This is a genomic window from Amycolatopsis sp. NPDC048633, assembly GCF_040650695.1.
In the GTDB taxonomy this organism is placed as follows: Bacteria; Actinomycetota; Actinomycetes; order Mycobacteriales; family Pseudonocardiaceae; genus Amycolatopsis.
The window spans coordinates 18,380-33,689 of record NZ_JBEZHS010000042.1 but is presented as its reverse complement, the minus strand read 5'-3'; the positions used below and the strand labels follow the sequence as shown (position 1 = coordinate 33,689).

The window sequence follows — 15,310 nt, the reverse complement described above, 5'->3', positions numbered from 1 at the left end:
TCGCGGGGCGAACGGACTAGGCGTTTTTCCCGCCTCTTGACGCCGGGAACTCACCAGGCGCAGAATTAAACGCATGACTAATTCTGCGCTCGAGGTCACCGGCCTGCGGGTCCGGCGCGGGGGCCGGGAGGTCGTGGGGGACGTGAGCTTCTCGGTGCCGCGCGGCGCCGTCACCGGGCTGCTCGGCCCGAGCGGCTGCGGCAAGACGACCCTGATGCGGGCGATCGTCGGCGTGCAGATCGTCGAAGCCGGCACCGTCACCGTGCTCGGCCTGCCCGCCGGCAGCCCGCCGCTGCGGCGCCGGATCGGCTACGCGACGCAGAACCCGGCGATCTACGCCGACCTGACCATCCGGGAAGCCCTGCGGTACTTCGCCGCCGTGCTGCGTGCGCCGGCGTCCGATGTGGACAGAGTCATCGACGAGGTCGGCCTGGCGGACCACGCCGGGAAGCTCGTCGGATCGCTGTCGGGCGGGCAGCACAACCGCGCGAACCTCGCTGTCGCGCTGCTCGGCGAGCCGGAGCTGCTGGTGCTCGACGAGCCGACCGTCGGGCTCGACCCGCTGCTGCGCGACGAGCTCTGGGCGCTCTTCCGCCGGCTCGCCGACGGCGGCGCCACGCTGCTGGTGTCCAGCCACGTCATGGACGAAGCCGCGCGCTGCGACCGCCTCCTGCTCATGCGCGAAGGCACCCTCCTGGCCGACGACGCCCCGCTCGCCCTGCGCGAGCGCACCGGCGCCGCCGACCTCGAACAGGCCTTCCTGCACCTGGTGCGGGCCGCCTCGTGAACCCGGCGCTGACGCTCGCGACGACGCGGCGCATCCTCACCCAGCTGCGGCACGACCCGCGCACCGTCGTGATGCTGATCCTGGTGCCGACGCTGCTGATGATCCTGCTGCGGTACGTGTTCAACTCGACGCTGGTGTTCAGCCGCGTCGCGCCCGCGCTGCTCGGCGTGTTCCCGTTCCTGATCATGTTCCTCATCGCGTCGATCACGACGCTGCGGGAGCGGACCACGGCCACCCTCGAACGCCTGATGACGCTCCCGATCGGCCGGCTCGACCTGCTCTTCGGCTACGCGCTGGCGTTCGGCTCGATCGCCGTCGTCCAGGTGGCGCTCGCGGCGGGCGTCTCGCTGTGGTGGCTCGGCCTCGACCTCGCGGGTTCGGTCGTGCTGCTGCTGGTGATCGCCGTCCTCGACGCGCTGCTGGGCATGGCGCTCGGGCTGTTCGTCAGCGCGTTCGCCCGCACGGAGTTCCAGGCCATCCAGTTCATGCCGGTGTTCGTGCTGCCGCAGATCCTGCTGTGCGGGCTGTTCGTGCCGCGCGAAGAAATGGGCTGGTTGCTGCGGTGGCTCTCGGACGTCATGCCGCTGTCGTACGCGGTCGAGGCGCTGACCCGCGTCACGGCTTCTTCGACGGTGGACGCGGTGATCCTGCGGAACCTCGTGGTCGTGGCGTGCTGCGCGCTGCTGGCGCTGGTGCTCGGCGCGGCGACGCTGCGGCGACGGACGCCGTGACTACCGTGGACGCATGGCATCCGAAACGGACCGGCTCGCGGCCGAGCGCTACGTCGTCCTGACCACGTTCCGCAAGGACGGCCGTGCGGTGCCGACCCCGATCTGGGTGGCCGGCGACGGCGGCGAGCTCGTGCTGTGGTCGGAGCGCAAGGCCGGGAAGGTCAAGCGCATCCGCAACAGCGGCCGGGTCGAGGTCCAGGCCTGCGACGTCCGCGGGAAGAAGACCCACGGCGCGGTGGCGAGCGGGCAGGCGCGGCTGCTGGACCTGTCCGAGTCCGAGCGCGTCCGGCGGGCGATCACCCGCAAGTACGGCATCGTCGGGCGCGTCACGATGTTCTTCTCGAAGCTGCGCGGCCCGGCGGACCGGACGGTCGGGATCGCGGTCAAGCTCGACGGCTGAAGCTGCGGAACCCGCGGCGCAGGTAGTTCGGCAGCGCGTTCGGGTGGTCCAGCGTCGAGGTGTGCAGCCAGACGCGGCGCGCGCCGGGCAGCGTCCACGCGTCGGCCACGACGAGGGTGAGCGCGTAGCCGCCGAGCCCCTTGCCGACGAACTCCGGCAGCAGGCCGAAGGTGGTGATCTCGACGTCACCGCCGGGCTGTGGCTCGAAGTCCGCGGCGCCCGCGACCTCGCCGCGGTACTCGACGAGCCGGTACCGCCGGTCCGGTTCGGCGAGCCAGCGTTCCCAGTCTTCGTCCGATCGGGACGCGCTCGGCCAGAGGTACGGCGTCCCGATCCGGACGTGCAGGTCGCGGATCGACGGCCCCGCTCCGGTGGCTTCGAGCGTGACGCCGTCGACGACCGGCGCGGGGTTGAGGTGTTCGGCGGCGGTCATTTCGAGCTCGGTGACGATCTCCTCCACCGCGGCAACCTACGGCTCCACGGGGCTGCTGTCAGCCCCTTATCGGGGTCGCCTTCGCCGCGCGCATCGCCGCGGCCATCGCGGCCGAGTCGTGGTCCGGCCCGCAGCCTTCGACGATCACCAGGTCACCGGGGATGTGGTCGGCCCGCAACCGCAGGATTTCCCGGTACGCGGCGGAGTCGTACCACTCGTGCGCGGCGGCGAGGCCCGGGAACTCGATGACCACGAGCGCGCCGGGCCAGTCGCCTTCCATGACCTGCACCGGCGAGCCGTGCACGACGAACTTGCCGCCGAAGGGGTCGAGCGTCGCCTGGATGCGCTCCAGGTACCGGAAGACGTCCTCGGGCAGTTCGGCCGGCGGGCGCAGGTGGGCGATTCCGTAGGCGGTCATGGCGTTCCTTTCGTTGTCTTGAAAGGAATCCTGACGCCTTGCGGGCGTGGAGTCGATTACGCCGGAGGTAATGCCGGCGCCACTCCGCCGGTCAGACCTTCGCGACCGCGGCGAGAGCCTCCGGCAGCGTGAACGCGCCGGCGTAGAGGGCCTTGCCGACGATGGAGCCCTCGACGCCGTCCGACGCCAGGCCGGCCAGCGCGACGAGGTCGTCCACACTGGACACCCCGCCGGAGGCGATCACCGGCGCGTCGGTGCGGGCGACGACGTCGCGCAGCAGCTCGAGGTTCGGGCCGCGCAGGGTGCCGTCCTTGCTCACGTCCGTCACGACGTAGCGGGACGCGCCGTCGCGGTCCAGGCGCTCCAGCACCTCCCACAGGTCGCCGCCGTCGGACGTCCAGCCGCGGGCCGAGAGGCGGTGGCCGGCCTCGGTGATCCGCACGTCGAGGCCGATCGCGACGCGGTCGCCGTACTCGCCGATCACCCGCGCGGTCCACTCCGGGTCCTCGAGCGCGGCGGTGCCGAGGTTGACCCGGCGGGCGCCGGTGGCCAGCGCGGCCTTCAGCGACGCGTCGTCGCGGATGCCGCCGGAGAGCTCGACCTGGACGTCGAGCCGGCCGACGACGTCGGCGAGCAGCTCGCGGTTGCTGCCCTTGCCGAAGGCGGCGTCGAGGTCGACCAGGTGGATCCACTCGGCGCCGTCGCGCTCCCAGGCGAGCGCCGCCTCCAGCGGGCTGCCATAGGAGGTCTCGGTGCCGGCCTCGCCCTGGACGAGTCGCACGGCCTGGCCATCGGCCACATCAACGGCGGGAAGCAGCGTGAAAGTCACGCCGGTAACTCTAGGGCGGAGACGCGCGTCACCCGGTCAGAGGGTCGCGAGCCAGTTGCGCAGCAGCTGCGCGCCGGCGTCCCCGGACTTCTCCGGGTGGAACTGGGTGGCCCAGAGCGGCCCGTTCTCGACCGCCGCGACGAAGTCCTCGCCGTGGTGGGCCCAGGTGACCTTCGGTTCCTGGCCGGCCAGGCCCGATTCCAGCTCCCACTTGCGGGCGGCGTAGGAGTGGACGAAGTAGAACCGCTCTTCGGGGTCGAGGCCGGCGAAGAGCTGCGTGCCGGCCGGCGCGCGCACGGTGTTCCAGCCCATGTGCGGCAGGACGTCGGCCTCCAGCCGGTCGACGACGCCCGGCCACTCCCCCGTGCCCTCGGTCTCCTCGCCGTGCTCGACGCCGCGGGAGAAGAGGATCTGCATGCCGACGCAGATGCCGAGCACGGGACGGCCGCCGGCGAGGCGCTTGCCGATGATCCGGTGGCCCTTCACGTCCAGGAGCCCCGCCATGCACGCCGAGTACGCGCCGACCCCGGGCACGAGCAGGCCGTCGGCCTCGATCGCGGCATGCGGGTCGGCGGTGACCTCGACTTCGGCCCCGGCGCGCGCCACGGCGCGTTCGGCGGAGCGGAGGTTGCCGGAACCGTAGTCGAGAATCACCACACGAGACACGCACCCAGCGTAGCCGTCGCCCTCAGCGGCGCTCGAACGAATAGACGTCCGTCACGGTGTTGCACGGCGCCGGCGGCACGACCTCGACGCGCAGCACCCCGGCGTCGTAGTCGACGCCTTCCGGGGTGAACGTGCCGGTGCAGGTGCTGACCAGCGGAACCTGGCTGATCTCGCGCACCTTCGCCGTGACGTCACGGCCGTTCAGGGGCCGCGGGAGGTCGATCTGCAGGAGCTGCAGGTTCGTCGGGTACAGGTCGTTGTTCGGGTCGCTCGTGGCGCAGATCAGGCGCGTCGGGCTGACGAAGTCGCAGCCCTGGGCGCTGCGGATGTGGTGGTCGAGGTGGATGCGGGCGGCGACGGGGAGGTCGCCGGCCTGCTTCGGGCCGCGCGGGTTCAGGAACGGCGTCGGCGAGACGTAGAGGCGGTCGATCTCGCCGAGCGGGCCGGAGACCAGCCACTGGCCGTCGGGAGTAGCCGCGACCTGGGCGTTGGCGTTCGGGGCGGGCTCGTCGGCGGCGAGCGGGTGGACGAACTCCGTCGTCGTCCCGTCGGGCTTGGTGACCAGGTACATCTTCGTGGTGGGCGTGGGGGTGACGGTGTCCTGGTAGACGTCGAAGACGTAGCCGCGCAGTGAGTCCGGGTCGCCGACGTGGCCCCAGCCCTCGTCCTTGAGCGGCTGCGGGATGGTGGCGCCGTTGCGGTAGACGATCTCGGACGGGTGGCCGGGCAGCCGCAGCGTGGCGATGCCCTCGCCGCTGACCCGGTTCTCGGCGGTGGTGTGCCCGACCTGGCGCCAGGCGTTTTCGTGCGCCGTGGCGACGCCGGTGGCCGCGAGCAGGGTGGCGGTGGTGAGGACGAGCAGACTGGCCGCGCGCATGTGCGCTCCTCGGGAGTAGAGGCCTTGGCGGCGGCGACGCGATTCTGCCACGAAGGGACCGCGGGCCGGAAGAATCTTGAAGAAGAGCGTTTCGGCGTCCCGATCGCTGGGTATCAAGTCACCCGATCGTGCGGGCTGACCCCGGCACGACCGGACGCCAGGGAGGCGAAGAGATGTCCGAGGACGATCTGCTGTCCCAGATGCTGCACGCCTGGCGCGACGACATCGAAAGCGTCCCGTTTCCGCAGTTCAGCGAGCTGCTGATCCCCCGCCAGCAGGTCCGTCCGCGGTGTTCGCCGTCCGCGTCTGCTGCCCGCGTGACGAACGCCACGCGGAGGACAGACGCCTGACTGTGGTTTCCTGCGGGGGCCGCATCGACGCGTCCCCCGGGAGCCCTTATGAGTCGCACCCCTGATCCGCACGACTTCCTCGACCTCGACGCCGGGCTCGCCGAGGAGGAGCGCGCCATCCGCGACGCCGTCCGCGCGTACGCGAAGGACAACCTGCTGGACCAGGTCGCGGACTGGTACGAAACGGGCGCGCTGCCCGCCGCTGAACTGGCGAAGGAGTTCGGCTCGCTGGGGCTGCTGGGCATGCACCTGGAGGGCTACGGCTGCGCCGGCACGAGCGCGGTCGCGTACGGCATCGCGTGCCGTGAGCTGGAGGCCGTCGACTCGGGGCTGCGGAGCTTCGTGTCGGTGCAGGGTTCGCTGGCGATGTACGGGATCCACAAGTGGGGCAGCGAGGAGCAGCGGCAGGAGTGGCTGCCGCGGATGGCCACCGGCGACGCGCTGGGGTGCTTCGGGCTGACCGAGCCGGACGCGGGCAGCGACCCGGGCTCGATGCGGACGCGGGCGGTGCGCGACGGGTCCGACTGGGTGCTGTCGGGCACGAAGATGTGGATCACCAACGGAACGGTCGCCGACGTCGCGGTGGTCTGGGCCCAGACCGACGACGGGATCCGCGGCTTCGTCGTCCCGACGTCGACACCGGGGTTCACGGCCAACGAGGTCAAGCACAAGCTGTCCCTGCGAGCGTCCTTGACGGCGGAGCTGGTCCTGGATGGAGTCCGGCTGCCCGCATCCGCGGCGTTCCCCGAGGTCCGGGGCTTGCGCGGACCGCTGTCGTGCCTGAACGAGGCCCGCTACGGAATCTTGTTCGGCGTGGTCGGGGCGGCTCGTGCGTGCTACGAGTCGGCGCTGGAGTACACGCTGTCGAGGTCGCAGTTCGGCAAGCCGCTGGCCGGGTTCCAGCTGACGCAGCACAAGCTGGCCGACCTGCTGGTCGAGGTCAACCGCGCCGGCCTGGTGGCGATGCAGATCGGGCGGCTGAAGGACGCGGGGTCGTTGCACCACAACCACGTGAGCTTCGGGAAGATGGCGAACGTGCGCTCGGCTCTTTCCGTGGCGCGCACCGCCCGCTCGATGCTGGGCGCGAACGGGATTTCGCTGGAGTACCCGGTGATGCGGCACATGGCGAACCTGGAGACGGTGCTGACGTACGAGGGCACGGAGGAGATGCACGCGCTGTCGCTGGGCCAGGCGGTGACGGGGCTGGCGGCGTTCCGCTGATCCGTTTTTGTCGGTGGTGAGCGGTAGCTTCCTGCCCGTGGACTTTTCTTCGTTTGAGACGGTGCTCGAGCTGCGGCGCTACACCTTGCACCCGGGCCGGCGTGACGAGCTGATCTCGCTGTTCGAGCGGGAGTTCGTCGAGCCCCTGGAGGAGGCCGGAGCGCATCTGTTCGGGCTGTTCCGTTCACCCGCTGCGCCGGACCAGTTCGTGTGGCTGCGGGGCTTCCGGTCTCTGGCTGCCCGGAAATCGGCCCTTGAGGAGTTCTACTTCGGCCCGGTCTGGAAGGCGCATCGCGAGGCGGCGAACGCAACGATGGTCGACTCGGACGACGTGCATCTGCTCCGTCCGGTCCTTCGCGGGCTGGCTTCGCCACCGACGGGTTCCGGGGTGTACGTGACCGTGGGTCCGGTTTCGGAGCCGCCGCCATCGGTGTTCGCGGCGTTCGAGACGGAGCCGTCTCCGAACAACTTCCCCCAGCTGCCGGTCCACACGGACGGGCCGGTGTCGGTGTGGTTCAGCCGCGAGCCTTCCGGGGAGCAACTGGAACCGACGGCGCGTTCGTTACTCCGATAAGAGCAGTTCGGTGAGCCCGGCGGGATAGAGGATCTTGCTGCCGTTCCGGAAGTCCTGGAGGTCGACCCACCGGGCGGTGGCGGGATCGTCGAGGATCTTCATCTCGTCTCGGGCGTAGAGACCGGCGTCGACGAACTCGGCTTCGTAGACGAAGGCGATCTCGTGCCCGGGGTTGCCCCGGTAGGCGTAGACGTTCTCGAGGACCCCGAGCCGCTCTTTGACGACGATCGAGGCATCAAGCTCTTCACGAAACTCGCGCACGAGGGCGTCATCGCTGCGCTCACCGAACTCGACCCCACCCCCGAGCGGCCGGTAGTAGGTCTCGCCCTTGACGTCATCGCGCCCTTCGAAGACAAGGATCTGTTCGCGCCGCCGAATCAGACCGAGCGCGATCGGCCGAATGCTGGACCCCATGGAGGTCACGCTATCGGGCTTCCCCTCCCGGAGCACCACCCAACCGAGCCACCCCACCCCCGAAGCCACCAGCACCCCGGTGGCGAGCCAAGCCCAAGCCGCCCCGAACACCCCGGCAACGGCGACGACCACGATGCCCACAGCAGGCACCGCCCAGGGCGAAAGGCCCATCCCCACCTCGTCCCGACTTGTCGACTAGCCCTGAATGCTGGCCTAACATGGTCGAATCCTGGGAGGCGGGGTGAGGCGGATGCGCAGGCTTCGGCTCCTCTCGGCCCTGATTCGGCTGCAGACGCGCCTCGGTCACGAGTTCCCGTCATTCCGAGCACCGGCGAGAAAGCCCACCGACGACGGTAGCCCCTGCGACCGCCCCGGCTGCCACGGCGTGTTCGAGCGCAACAGACGTGGGATTCTCCGGTGCAGCGAATGCGGCAAGCGACCCGATGACTCGGCGAGCTCCACGAAATGAGCTCACAGTCACTGGCTGACAGCGCCATCTCGGTCGGCAGTCGGATTGGCCGCCAGTTCAGCATCGTCAGCATGCTGCCGGCTTTGTTCCTCGTTCTGTGGTCGGCGGCCCTCATCGCCAGCGGTGCTTGGCAAGGTGGGCCGCAGCTCAAGCAACTGGGCCACGAGTTCGGCCAGCCGACGGTGGCCAAGGTCGCCTGGATCATCCTCGCCAGCCTGATCACCGGCCTCTTCCTGCACCCCCTCCAATTCGCCATGGTCCAGCTCTTGGAGGGGTACTGGGGGCACAATCGACTCGCCCGGGTGCTGGCTCTCATCAGGATCGACCACTATCGGAAGAAGAAGCTGGACCTGAGAAAGCAGGCGGGATCAGTCGACGCGCAGCTGCGAGAACTCGTGGATGCGAGGCTGGTGCTGGACTCGGACCCGGCAACGTTGGAGAAAGAGCCGATAACCGAGGAAGACCGGGAAGGTCTTCTGGACTCCCGCCGCGGTGATGACTTCACACCATGGATCCTCGCCGCCGAGACTCTCGGCTACGCGGCAGACCGATATCCCGATGCTTCCCGGATCATGCCGACCCGATTGGGAAACACGCTGCGCAGAGAAGAAGACCGGGCCGGCCAACAATACGGGCTCGATGCCGTCACCACCGCCCCTCACTTCACTCTCGTCGCTGAAGAGCGACACCTGCTCTACCTGCGGGATACGCGGCAGCAGCTCGATACGTCAGTTCGCCTCTGTGTCGTCTCGGTGCTGGCCACCGCCGAGACCGTGGCTTGTCTATTTACAGACCGCCTATGGCTCCTCATCGCGCTGGCCACACACGCCCTGACGTATCTCGCCTATCGGGCGTCGGTCGCCGCGGCCGACGAATACACGGCGGCGGTACGCACCTTGATCGACCTCAACCGCTTCAAGCTCTACGAGAGCCTGCACGTCCGGTTGCCGGTGAGCACCGAAGATGAGCGACGGAACAACGTCAAGGTGATAGAGCTACTCCGCGGCGTCCCGACGAACGTGAGCTACAAACATCCCGCCACCGGTACCCCCAGCACCGGCGCCGCTCCGCCTACTCCCCCAAGAAGTCCTTGATCGACAACCTCAACGACCCCGCATCCAGCCCATGCGCCAGATCATGGTCGACAATCCCCCCGTAAGTCCGAACCTCCGCATCCCGCCGAACCCCCAAAGACCGCAACCGATGCGGCAAGTCCGACAGCGCCTCGGAAACCCAGAAAGCCGAAGTCCCGGCCAAATAAGGCTCCACAAGAACCACTGAAGGCGAAGCCGAAAGCACAGCCGACCGCAAACCAGCAGCGTCGAAAGGCCGAATAGTAGACGCATACAACACCGTGACATCCAGCCCGGCGCACGCCCGCAAAACCCGATCCAGCACCGGCCCCACAGCCACCACAACACCAGCCGACCCGAACCGCAGCCGAGTGAACCCGACGCCAAGGTGCGGCGAAGCGTTGGTCTGCGCGGACAACCGCAGGTAAACCCGCCCGTCCCCAGGAACGGACTCCAGCAGCAACCGCCGAGCCTCGGCAGCATGCCCTGGCACGTGCACCGTCCAGCCCGGCAGCGAGTCCATCAGCGAAACGTCACCCGGCGACTGGTGCGTCCGCCCCTCCGCCGACATGTCGTACGACGCCCCGTACGACACCAGGACCCCGCCCACCTCCTGGTGCGAAAAGTCCAGCTTGATCTGCTCGAACGCCCGCTCCACCAGGAACGACGGGAACGTGTGCACGATCGGCCGCAGCCCCGCCAGCGCCAGGCCCGCGCCCGCGCTGACCAGCAGCTGCTCGCGGATCCCCACGTTGATCACCCGGTCCGGGTGCCGCCGCGCCGCGCCGGCCAGCTGGGCCGCCGAAATGTCGGCCAGCACCACCGCCACGTCCGGGTCCGCGTCCAGGATCTCCTCGGTCGTCCGCAAAAACGTTTCCCTCATGGAAATCAGCCCTTCGGTTCGACAACCGCGACGACCGCCAGCGGCCGCCCCGGATGCGACGTCGTGAACGCCTCGTACAGCGCGGCGTGGTCGCGGCCGGACACCGTGCGCGTCTCCCAGCCCTCGACCTCGAAGCGACGCGCGATGCCTCCCGGCCAGCCGCGCGTCGACGACCGGTTGTCGATCACCACCGTCGTCAGGTTCTCCAGCCCGAAGCGCGCCGCGACGACGATCGCTTCGTGGTTCGAGCCCTCGTCCAGCTCGGCGTCGCCGACCAGCGTCACGACCTTCGACGTCAGCCCGCGGGCGCGCAGACCCAGCGCCGTGCCGAGGGCGATCGGCAGGCCGTGGCCGAGGGAACCGCTCGAGATCTCGACGCCGGGAACGCGCCGCCGGTCGGGATGGTGCCCGAGGCGCGACAGCGCGTTCGACCACGTCGGCAGCTCGGCTTCGTCGAGGAAGCCCTTCAGGGTGAGCACGGCGTAGTAAGCCATCGGACCGTGCCCTTTGGACAGTAAGAACCGGTCACGGTCCGGCGAGCGGAAGTTCGACGGCGTGACGTCGAGCACGCGGTCATAGAGCACCCACAGGACGTCCACAGTGGACTCCGCGGCGGCGTGGTGCTTGTCGTCGCCGGTCATCAGCGAGATCAGTCGCGGCAGCTCGGCGTAGCCCGGTTCGGTCGCAGTGGTCATACTCCGACGATGCAACCTCGACTAAACTCGAAGTCAAGGATAGCCTGAGCTGGTGACGAGGCTCGCTGAACATCTCAGCATCGGACAGGTGGCGGACCGCAGCGGGGTGCCGCACACGGCACTGCGGTTCTACGAGGAGAAAGGGCTGATCAGCTCGGAGCGGTCGGCGGGCAACCAGCGCCGCTACGCACGCTCCGTGCTGCGGCGGATCGCGTTCATCCGCGCCGCGCAACGCGTCGGGCTCTCCCTGGAAGACATCAGCACGGCGCTGACGTCCCTGCCCGCCGACCACGCCCCGACGAAGGCCGACTGGGCGCGGCTGTCCCGCGACTGGCAGCACGAGCTCGACGCGCGGATCGACGCCCTGCAACGGCTTCGCGACCGGCTCACCGGCTGCGTCGGCTGCGGGTGCCTGTCACTGCGCAGCTGCGCGCTCTACAACAACGACGACGCGCTCGCGCGCTTCGGGCCGGGAGCCAGCAAACTGCGGCCGGCGGTCGAAGGCGGCATCTAAATCGCTTGCCCGCCGCGGGATCCTGGGGAAGCAATGAACGAAAAAGAACTGACCCGCATCTCGAAACGGCTGTCGCTGCACCTGCGCCACGACCCCGCCGCTCTCGGCCTCACCCTCAGCCCCGACGGCTGGGTCGAGGTCGGCACCCTGTTGCTCGCGCTCAAGATCACCCGCGAACAGCTCGACGAAGTCGTCGAGACGAACAACAAGCGCCGGTTCGCCTTCGACGAGACCGGCACCCGCATCCGCGCGAGCCAGGGCCACAGCGTCTCGGTCGACCTCGGCCTCGAGGACGCAGCGCCGCCGGACGTGCTCTACCACGGCACGGTGGCGAAGTTCCTCGACGCGATCCTCCGCGAGGGCCTGCGCCCGATGAAGCGCCACGCGGTCCACCTCTCGGCGACGCTCGACACGGCACGAACGGTCGGCGCCCGCCGCGGCAAGCCGGTGCTCCTGCGCGTGGACTCGGCCGGGATGACCGACGCCGGACACGCGTTCCAGGTGAGCGCGAACGGCGTTTGGCTGACGGCATCGGTGCCCCCGGAGTACCTCTACCGCATCGGCTGAGGCGGAAGACGCGTACCCGAGCGGTCGACTCGCGTACCTGGACGGTCGGCTCACGTACCCCAGACGGTCGGCTCACGTACCCGGACCGTCGGCTCACGTACCCAGGCAGTCGGCTTGCGTACCCAGAGGGTCGGTTTGCGTGATCCCAGCCGGATCTCGCGTGATTGGGGACGGGTCTCGCGTGATTGGGCGCGTAACTCGTGTGATCAGCGGGGCATCTCGCGTGACTGGGGAGGCATCTCGTGTGATTAGGCGGTCGACACGGGGGTTGGGAGACGGCGGCGGGGGCGGCCCAGGAGGCGGCGGCCTACGTCCAGCAGTTCCGTGCGGAGCTCTTCGTCGCCCAGGCCGGCCAGGTCCGGGGAACCGCCGGCCATCGCGATGCCCGTCAGCGTCACCATCGCGTTGACCCGCGCCGTCGGGGTCGGGTCCGGGCCCGACAGGATGCCCAGCAGCGCCTGGCCGAAGCCCTCCATGCCGCCGTGCGCCGACTTCTCGATCGCGCGGACCAGGCCCGGGTCGCTCGAGAACAGCGCCACCAGCGCGCGGTGCCGGATCACCAGGTCGACGAACCCCTCCAGCAGCAGGTCCACCTGCGTGCCGCGGCGTTTCTGCGCGGCCGCGCGCAGCACCAGCTCGTCCAGGTCGCGCACGCCGGGCTCGGCCACCGCCTCGGTGATCTCCGCCTTCGTCTTGAAGTGGTAGTAGACCGCCGCCTTCGTGACCCCGAGAGCGTCGGCGATCATCTGCAGCGACGTGCCCTCGACCCCGTGTTCGGTGAACAGCCGCAACGCGGTGTGCAGCAGTCGGGTCCGGGTGTCCTCGGCCGGGCCGGCGGTCATTCTTCCTCCTCAGCGAGCCGTCGGAGCGTACGTCACTCCCTGTCGATCGGCAAACCAGCTACTAGCCGATCGGCTGGGATAAACCTTGCTGTTCGGCAAGTCACATACTTGCCGATCGGCTTGGAGCTCCCCTTGCCGATCGGCTAGCGTGGCGACTAACCAGATGGAGTGAACCAACCCCGTTCGGGGGAAACGGAGCTGACGCGTGGCGACCTTCCTGTACCGGCTCGGCCGGTTGTCCTTCCGACGGCGAGCGCTGGTCGCCGTCGTCTGGGCGGCCGTCCTGGTAGCACTCGGGCTGGGCGCCCTCACGCTGTCCGGCCAGCTGTCGAACTCGGTGACGATCCCCGGCACCGAGTCGCAGCGCGCGATCGACCAGCTGACCGAGAAGTTCCCGCAGGCCAACGCCGGGGGCGCCACCGCGCGCGTCGTCATCGAGGCGCCGGCCGGGACGACGGTGACCGACGCGAAGGGCAAGGCCGCCGTCGAGGCGCTGGTCGGGCAGCTGAAGACCGCGCCGAAGGTCAGCGTCGTCGTGGACCCGTTCCAGGCGCAGTCGATCGCGCCCGACAAGCGCGTCGCGCTCGCCCAGGTCAGCTACGGCGCCAAGGCGTACGAGCTCACCGACGGCGACCGCCAGGCGCTGCTCGACACGGCGAAAGCCGCCCGCGACGCCGGGTTCACCGTCGAGTTCGGCGGCGACGCCGTGCAGGGCATCCCCGAAACCGGCGCGACCGAGGGCCTGGGTGTCGCGGTCGCCGCCGTCGTGCTGATCATCACGTTCGGCTCGCTGCTCGCCGCCGGGATCCCGCTGCTCACCGCCCTGATCGGGGTCGGCACCGGCATGGGCGGCATCTTCCTCGCCTCCGGCTTCCTCGAGCTGAACTCGAACACGCCGATCCTGGCGCTGATGATCGGGCTGGCCGTCGGCATCGACTACGCGCTGTTCATCGTTTCGCGCTATCGGCACGAGCTGAAGCTCGGCCGCGATCCCGAGGAAGCTGCGGGCCGCGCCACCGGCACCGCCGGCTCGGCCGTGGTGTTCGCCGGGCTGACCGTCATCATCGCGCTGGCCGGTCTCACCGTCATCGGCATCCCGTTCCTCGGCCAGATGGGCGTGGCCGCCGCGGTCACCGTCGCAGTCGCCGTCGTCATCGCCCTGACGCTGCTGCCCGCGATCCTCGGCTTCGCCGGGAGCCGGGTCGCCGGCGAGCGGATCCGCCTGCGCCGCCAGCCGGTCGAAACGACGCACGGCGAGCGTTGGGCGCGGTTCGTCGCGCGCCACCGGTGGCCGGTGCTGCTCGTCGCGCTGGCCGGGATGGCCGTCGTCGCGCTGCCCGCCCTCGGCATGCAGCTCGGCCTGCCCAACGACGCCACCGCCGCGCCGGAGTCCACGCAGCACAAGGCGTACGAGATCGCCAGCCGCAGCTTCGGCGAGGGCTCGAACGGGCCGCTGCTGGTCGTCGTCGACGTCGGCGCCAGCACCAACCGACAGGCCGCGCTCGGCCAGGCCGCGGCCGACATCCAGAAGCTGCCCGACGTCGCCGCCGTCACCCCGGCCCGCGTCAACCAGAACGGTGACACGGCGTTGCTCACGGTGATCCCGAAGAGCGGGCCGAGCAGCACCCGGACCGAGGACCTGGTGGCCGCGATCCGCACCGAGTCCGGCGCGCTGGAGAACGCGACCGGCGCGAAGCTGGCCGTCACCGGGCAGACCGCGGCGAACATCGACGTCTCGGAGAAGCTGTCCGACGCGATGCTGCCCTACCTCGGCCTGATCGTCGGGCTGGCGTTCATCCTGCTGATGCTGGTGTTCCGCTCGGTCGTGGTGCCGCTGAAGGCGACGATCGGCTTCCTCGGCTCGGTCGCGGCGACGTTCGGCGCGGTGGTCGCGGTGTTCCAGTGGGGCTGGCTGACCGACCTGCTCGGCGTCGAGTCGACCGGGCCGATCATGAGCATGCTGCCGATCCTGCTGATCGGTGTCCTGTTCGGACTCGCGATGGACTACCAGGTGTTCCTGGTGACGCGGATGCGCGAGGAGCACGTCCACGGCGCCGAACCGCAGGAGGCCATGGTCACCGGCTTCCGGCACGGCGCCCGCGTGGTCGTCGCGGCGGCCCTGATCATGATCAGCGTGTTCGCCGGGTTCATCCTGGCTGAATCGACGCTGATCCAGTCGATCGGCTTCGCGCTGGCGTTCGGCGTGCTGGTGGACGCGTTCGTGGTCCGGATGACGCTGGTGCCGGCCGTGATGTCGCTGCTCGGCCGCGGTGCGTGGTGGCTGCCGAAATGGCTCGACCGGATCCTGCCGGACGTCGACGTCGAGGGCGAGAAGCTCACCAAGCACCTCGACGCCGCTCCCGATGACGACGAGCGGGAGCTGGTCGGCGCGAGCCGCTAGCTCATGAACCAGAAGATGGCGCCGCCGATGGCGAGCAGCGCCGCGACGGCCAGGACGGCGGCCATGAACTTGGCCGTCTTCCAGGTCGAGTAGACGCCGCCGACGAGGAATCCGCCGAGGGCGAGCAGAAGGACGCCGACCACACCACTGTTCACGCCGGTTAGGG

The 15,310-nt window shown here is 69.7% G+C and carries 20 protein-coding genes; 10 read left to right on the top strand and 10 right to left on the bottom strand.

Annotated features, from left to right (window positions below):
• The first annotated feature begins 73 nt into the window (after nt 1–73).
• The 3 genes from AB0C38_RS43095 to AB0C38_RS43085 are packed head-to-tail and all read left to right on the top strand — an operon-like array spanning nt 74 to nt 1,918.
• On the top strand, nt 74–787 hold the full coding sequence (locus tag AB0C38_RS43095) for an ABC transporter ATP-binding protein (RefSeq protein WP_360685088.1): 714 nt from the start codon (nt 74–76) through the stop codon (nt 785–787).
• On the top strand, nt 784–1,518 hold the full coding sequence (locus AB0C38_RS43090; protein WP_360685085.1) for an ABC transporter permease: 735 nt from the start codon (nt 784–786) through the stop codon (nt 1,516–1,518). The genes AB0C38_RS43095 and AB0C38_RS43090 overlap by 4 nt, the downstream gene beginning before the upstream one ends.
• A gap of 13 nt (nt 1,519–1,531) precedes the next feature.
• Nucleotides 1,532–1,918, top strand: a complete 387-nt coding sequence (locus AB0C38_RS43085) for a PPOX class F420-dependent oxidoreductase (protein ID WP_360685083.1) — start codon at nt 1,532–1,534, stop codon at nt 1,916–1,918.
• Here the strand turns inward: AB0C38_RS43085 and AB0C38_RS43080 are convergent.
• The 5 genes from AB0C38_RS43080 to AB0C38_RS43060 all read right to left on the bottom strand — a co-directional run bounded on the left by AB0C38_RS43080 (nt 1,902) and on the right by AB0C38_RS43060 (nt 5,141).
• A complete protein-coding gene (locus AB0C38_RS43080; protein ID WP_360685080.1) occupies nt 1,902–2,378 on the bottom strand; it encodes a GNAT family N-acetyltransferase in 477 nt (158 codons plus the stop codon). The genes AB0C38_RS43085 and AB0C38_RS43080 overlap by 17 nt on opposite strands.
• A 31-nt stretch (nt 2,379–2,409) precedes the next feature.
• Nucleotides 2,410–2,769: a DUF1330 domain-containing protein gene (locus AB0C38_RS43075; protein ID WP_360685077.1), complete on the bottom strand. Its 360-nt coding sequence runs from the start codon at nt 2,767–2,769 to the stop codon at nt 2,410–2,412.
• 91 nt (nt 2,770–2,860) lie between these two features.
• Entirely contained in the window at nt 2,861–3,598 is a 738-nt protein-coding gene (gene priA, locus AB0C38_RS43070) for a bifunctional 1-(5-phosphoribosyl)-5-((5-phosphoribosylamino)methylideneamino)imidazole-4-carboxamide isomerase/phosphoribosylanthranilate isomerase PriA (RefSeq protein ID WP_360685074.1), read from the bottom strand.
• Between the two features lie 36 nt (nt 3,599–3,634).
• A complete protein-coding gene (gene hisH, locus AB0C38_RS43065; RefSeq protein WP_360685209.1) occupies nt 3,635–4,255 on the bottom strand; it encodes an imidazole glycerol phosphate synthase subunit HisH in 621 nt (206 codons plus the stop codon).
• A gap of 31 nt (nt 4,256–4,286) precedes the next feature.
• Nucleotides 4,287–5,141: a hypothetical protein gene (locus AB0C38_RS43060; protein WP_360685070.1), complete on the bottom strand. Its 855-nt coding sequence runs from the start codon at nt 5,139–5,141 to the stop codon at nt 4,287–4,289.
• Between the two features lie 173 nt (nt 5,142–5,314).
• On the opposite strand from AB0C38_RS43060, the gene AB0C38_RS43055 reads away from it, so the two are divergent.
• Genes AB0C38_RS43055 through AB0C38_RS43045 form a run of 3 tightly spaced genes read left to right on the top strand, consistent with a single transcriptional unit; the run spans nt 5,315 to nt 7,286 of the window.
• Complete coding sequence (locus AB0C38_RS43055) at nt 5,315–5,491, top strand: hypothetical protein (protein WP_360685067.1); 177 nt, start codon at nt 5,315–5,317, stop codon at nt 5,489–5,491.
• Between the two features lie 48 nt (nt 5,492–5,539).
• A complete protein-coding gene (locus AB0C38_RS43050) occupies nt 5,540–6,712 on the top strand; it encodes an acyl-CoA dehydrogenase family protein (RefSeq protein WP_360685064.1) in 1,173 nt (390 codons plus the stop codon).
• A 37-nt stretch (nt 6,713–6,749) separates the two neighbouring features.
• Entirely contained in the window at nt 6,750–7,286 is a 537-nt protein-coding gene (locus tag AB0C38_RS43045) for an NIPSNAP family protein (RefSeq protein ID WP_360685061.1), read from the top strand.
• Here the strand turns inward: AB0C38_RS43045 and AB0C38_RS43040 are convergent.
• A complete protein-coding gene (locus tag AB0C38_RS43040) occupies nt 7,275–7,841 on the bottom strand; it encodes an NUDIX hydrolase (RefSeq protein WP_360685058.1) in 567 nt (188 codons plus the stop codon). The two genes, AB0C38_RS43045 and AB0C38_RS43040, sit on opposite strands and share 12 nt — an antisense overlap.
• Before the next feature lie 324 nt (nt 7,842–8,165).
• On the opposite strand from AB0C38_RS43040, the gene AB0C38_RS43035 reads away from it, so the two are divergent.
• Complete coding sequence (locus AB0C38_RS43035) at nt 8,166–9,263, top strand: hypothetical protein (protein WP_360685055.1); 1,098 nt, start codon at nt 8,166–8,168, stop codon at nt 9,261–9,263.
• On the opposite strand, the gene AB0C38_RS43030 is transcribed toward AB0C38_RS43035, so the two are convergent.
• Nucleotides 9,241–10,131 carry a transketolase gene (locus AB0C38_RS43030; RefSeq protein WP_360685206.1) on the bottom strand — a complete coding sequence of 297 codons (891 nt, stop codon included), beginning with the start codon at nt 10,129–10,131 and terminating at the stop codon, nt 9,241–9,243. The genes AB0C38_RS43035 and AB0C38_RS43030 overlap by 23 nt on opposite strands.
• Nucleotides 10,131–10,820, bottom strand: coding sequence for a thiamine pyrophosphate-dependent enzyme (locus tag AB0C38_RS43025; protein ID WP_360685052.1), 690 nt, complete (start codon nt 10,818–10,820; stop codon nt 10,131–10,133). The genes AB0C38_RS43030 and AB0C38_RS43025 overlap by 1 nt, the downstream gene beginning before the upstream one ends.
• A 52-nt stretch (nt 10,821–10,872) precedes the next feature.
• Here AB0C38_RS43025 and soxR point away from each other — a divergent pair, with 52 nt between their 5' ends.
• Entirely contained in the window at nt 10,873–11,334 is a 462-nt protein-coding gene (gene soxR / locus AB0C38_RS43020; protein WP_360685049.1) for a redox-sensitive transcriptional activator SoxR, read from the top strand.
• Nucleotides 11,335–11,367: 33 nt separating this feature from the next.
• Nucleotides 11,368–11,901, top strand: a complete 534-nt coding sequence (locus tag AB0C38_RS43015; protein WP_360685046.1) for an RNA 2'-phosphotransferase — start codon at nt 11,368–11,370, stop codon at nt 11,899–11,901.
• Nucleotides 11,902–12,149: 248 nt separating this feature from the next.
• On the opposite strand, the gene AB0C38_RS43010 is transcribed toward AB0C38_RS43015, so the two are convergent.
• Nucleotides 12,150–12,743, bottom strand: coding sequence for a TetR family transcriptional regulator (locus AB0C38_RS43010; RefSeq protein WP_360685043.1), 594 nt, complete (start codon nt 12,741–12,743; stop codon nt 12,150–12,152).
• Nucleotides 12,744–12,948: 205 nt separating this feature from the next.
• Here AB0C38_RS43010 and AB0C38_RS43005 point away from each other — a divergent pair, with 205 nt between their 5' ends.
• Nucleotides 12,949–15,144, top strand: coding sequence for an MMPL family transporter (locus tag AB0C38_RS43005; protein WP_360685040.1), 2,196 nt, complete (start codon nt 12,949–12,951; stop codon nt 15,142–15,144).
• Here the strand turns inward: AB0C38_RS43005 and AB0C38_RS43000 are convergent.
• On the bottom strand, nt 15,141–15,299 hold the full coding sequence (locus tag AB0C38_RS43000; RefSeq protein WP_360685037.1) for a hypothetical protein: 159 nt from the start codon (nt 15,297–15,299) through the stop codon (nt 15,141–15,143). The genes AB0C38_RS43005 and AB0C38_RS43000 overlap by 4 nt on opposite strands.
• Nucleotides 15,300–15,310: the final 11 nt, after the last annotated feature.

What these genes read in the sequence shown, in the direction of transcription:
- AB0C38_RS43025 (WP_360685052.1), bottom strand. Translation starts at nt 10,820, where the DNA reads ATGACCACTGCGACCGAACCGGGCTACGCCGAGCTGCCGCGACTGATC.
- AB0C38_RS43035 (WP_360685055.1), top strand. Translation starts at nt 8,166, where the DNA reads ATGAGCTCACAGTCACTGGCTGACAGCGCCATCTCGGTCGGCAGTCGG.
- AB0C38_RS43095 (WP_360685088.1), top strand. Translation starts at nt 74, where the DNA reads ATGACTAATTCTGCGCTCGAGGTCACCGGCCTGCGGGTCCGGCGCGGG.
- AB0C38_RS43060 (WP_360685070.1), bottom strand. Translation starts at nt 5,141, where the DNA reads ATGCGCGCGGCCAGTCTGCTCGTCCTCACCACCGCCACCCTGCTCGCG.
- AB0C38_RS43055 (WP_360685067.1), top strand. Translation starts at nt 5,315, where the DNA reads ATGTCCGAGGACGATCTGCTGTCCCAGATGCTGCACGCCTGGCGCGAC.
- AB0C38_RS43050 (WP_360685064.1), top strand. Translation starts at nt 5,540, where the DNA reads ATGAGTCGCACCCCTGATCCGCACGACTTCCTCGACCTCGACGCCGGG.
- AB0C38_RS43075 (WP_360685077.1), bottom strand. Translation starts at nt 2,769, where the DNA reads ATGACCGCCTACGGAATCGCCCACCTGCGCCCGCCGGCCGAACTGCCC.
- AB0C38_RS43085 (WP_360685083.1), top strand. Translation starts at nt 1,532, where the DNA reads ATGGCATCCGAAACGGACCGGCTCGCGGCCGAGCGCTACGTCGTCCTG.
- AB0C38_RS43015 (WP_360685046.1), top strand. Translation starts at nt 11,368, where the DNA reads ATGAACGAAAAAGAACTGACCCGCATCTCGAAACGGCTGTCGCTGCAC.
- AB0C38_RS43010 (WP_360685043.1), bottom strand. Translation starts at nt 12,743, where the DNA reads ATGACCGCCGGCCCGGCCGAGGACACCCGGACCCGACTGCTGCACACC.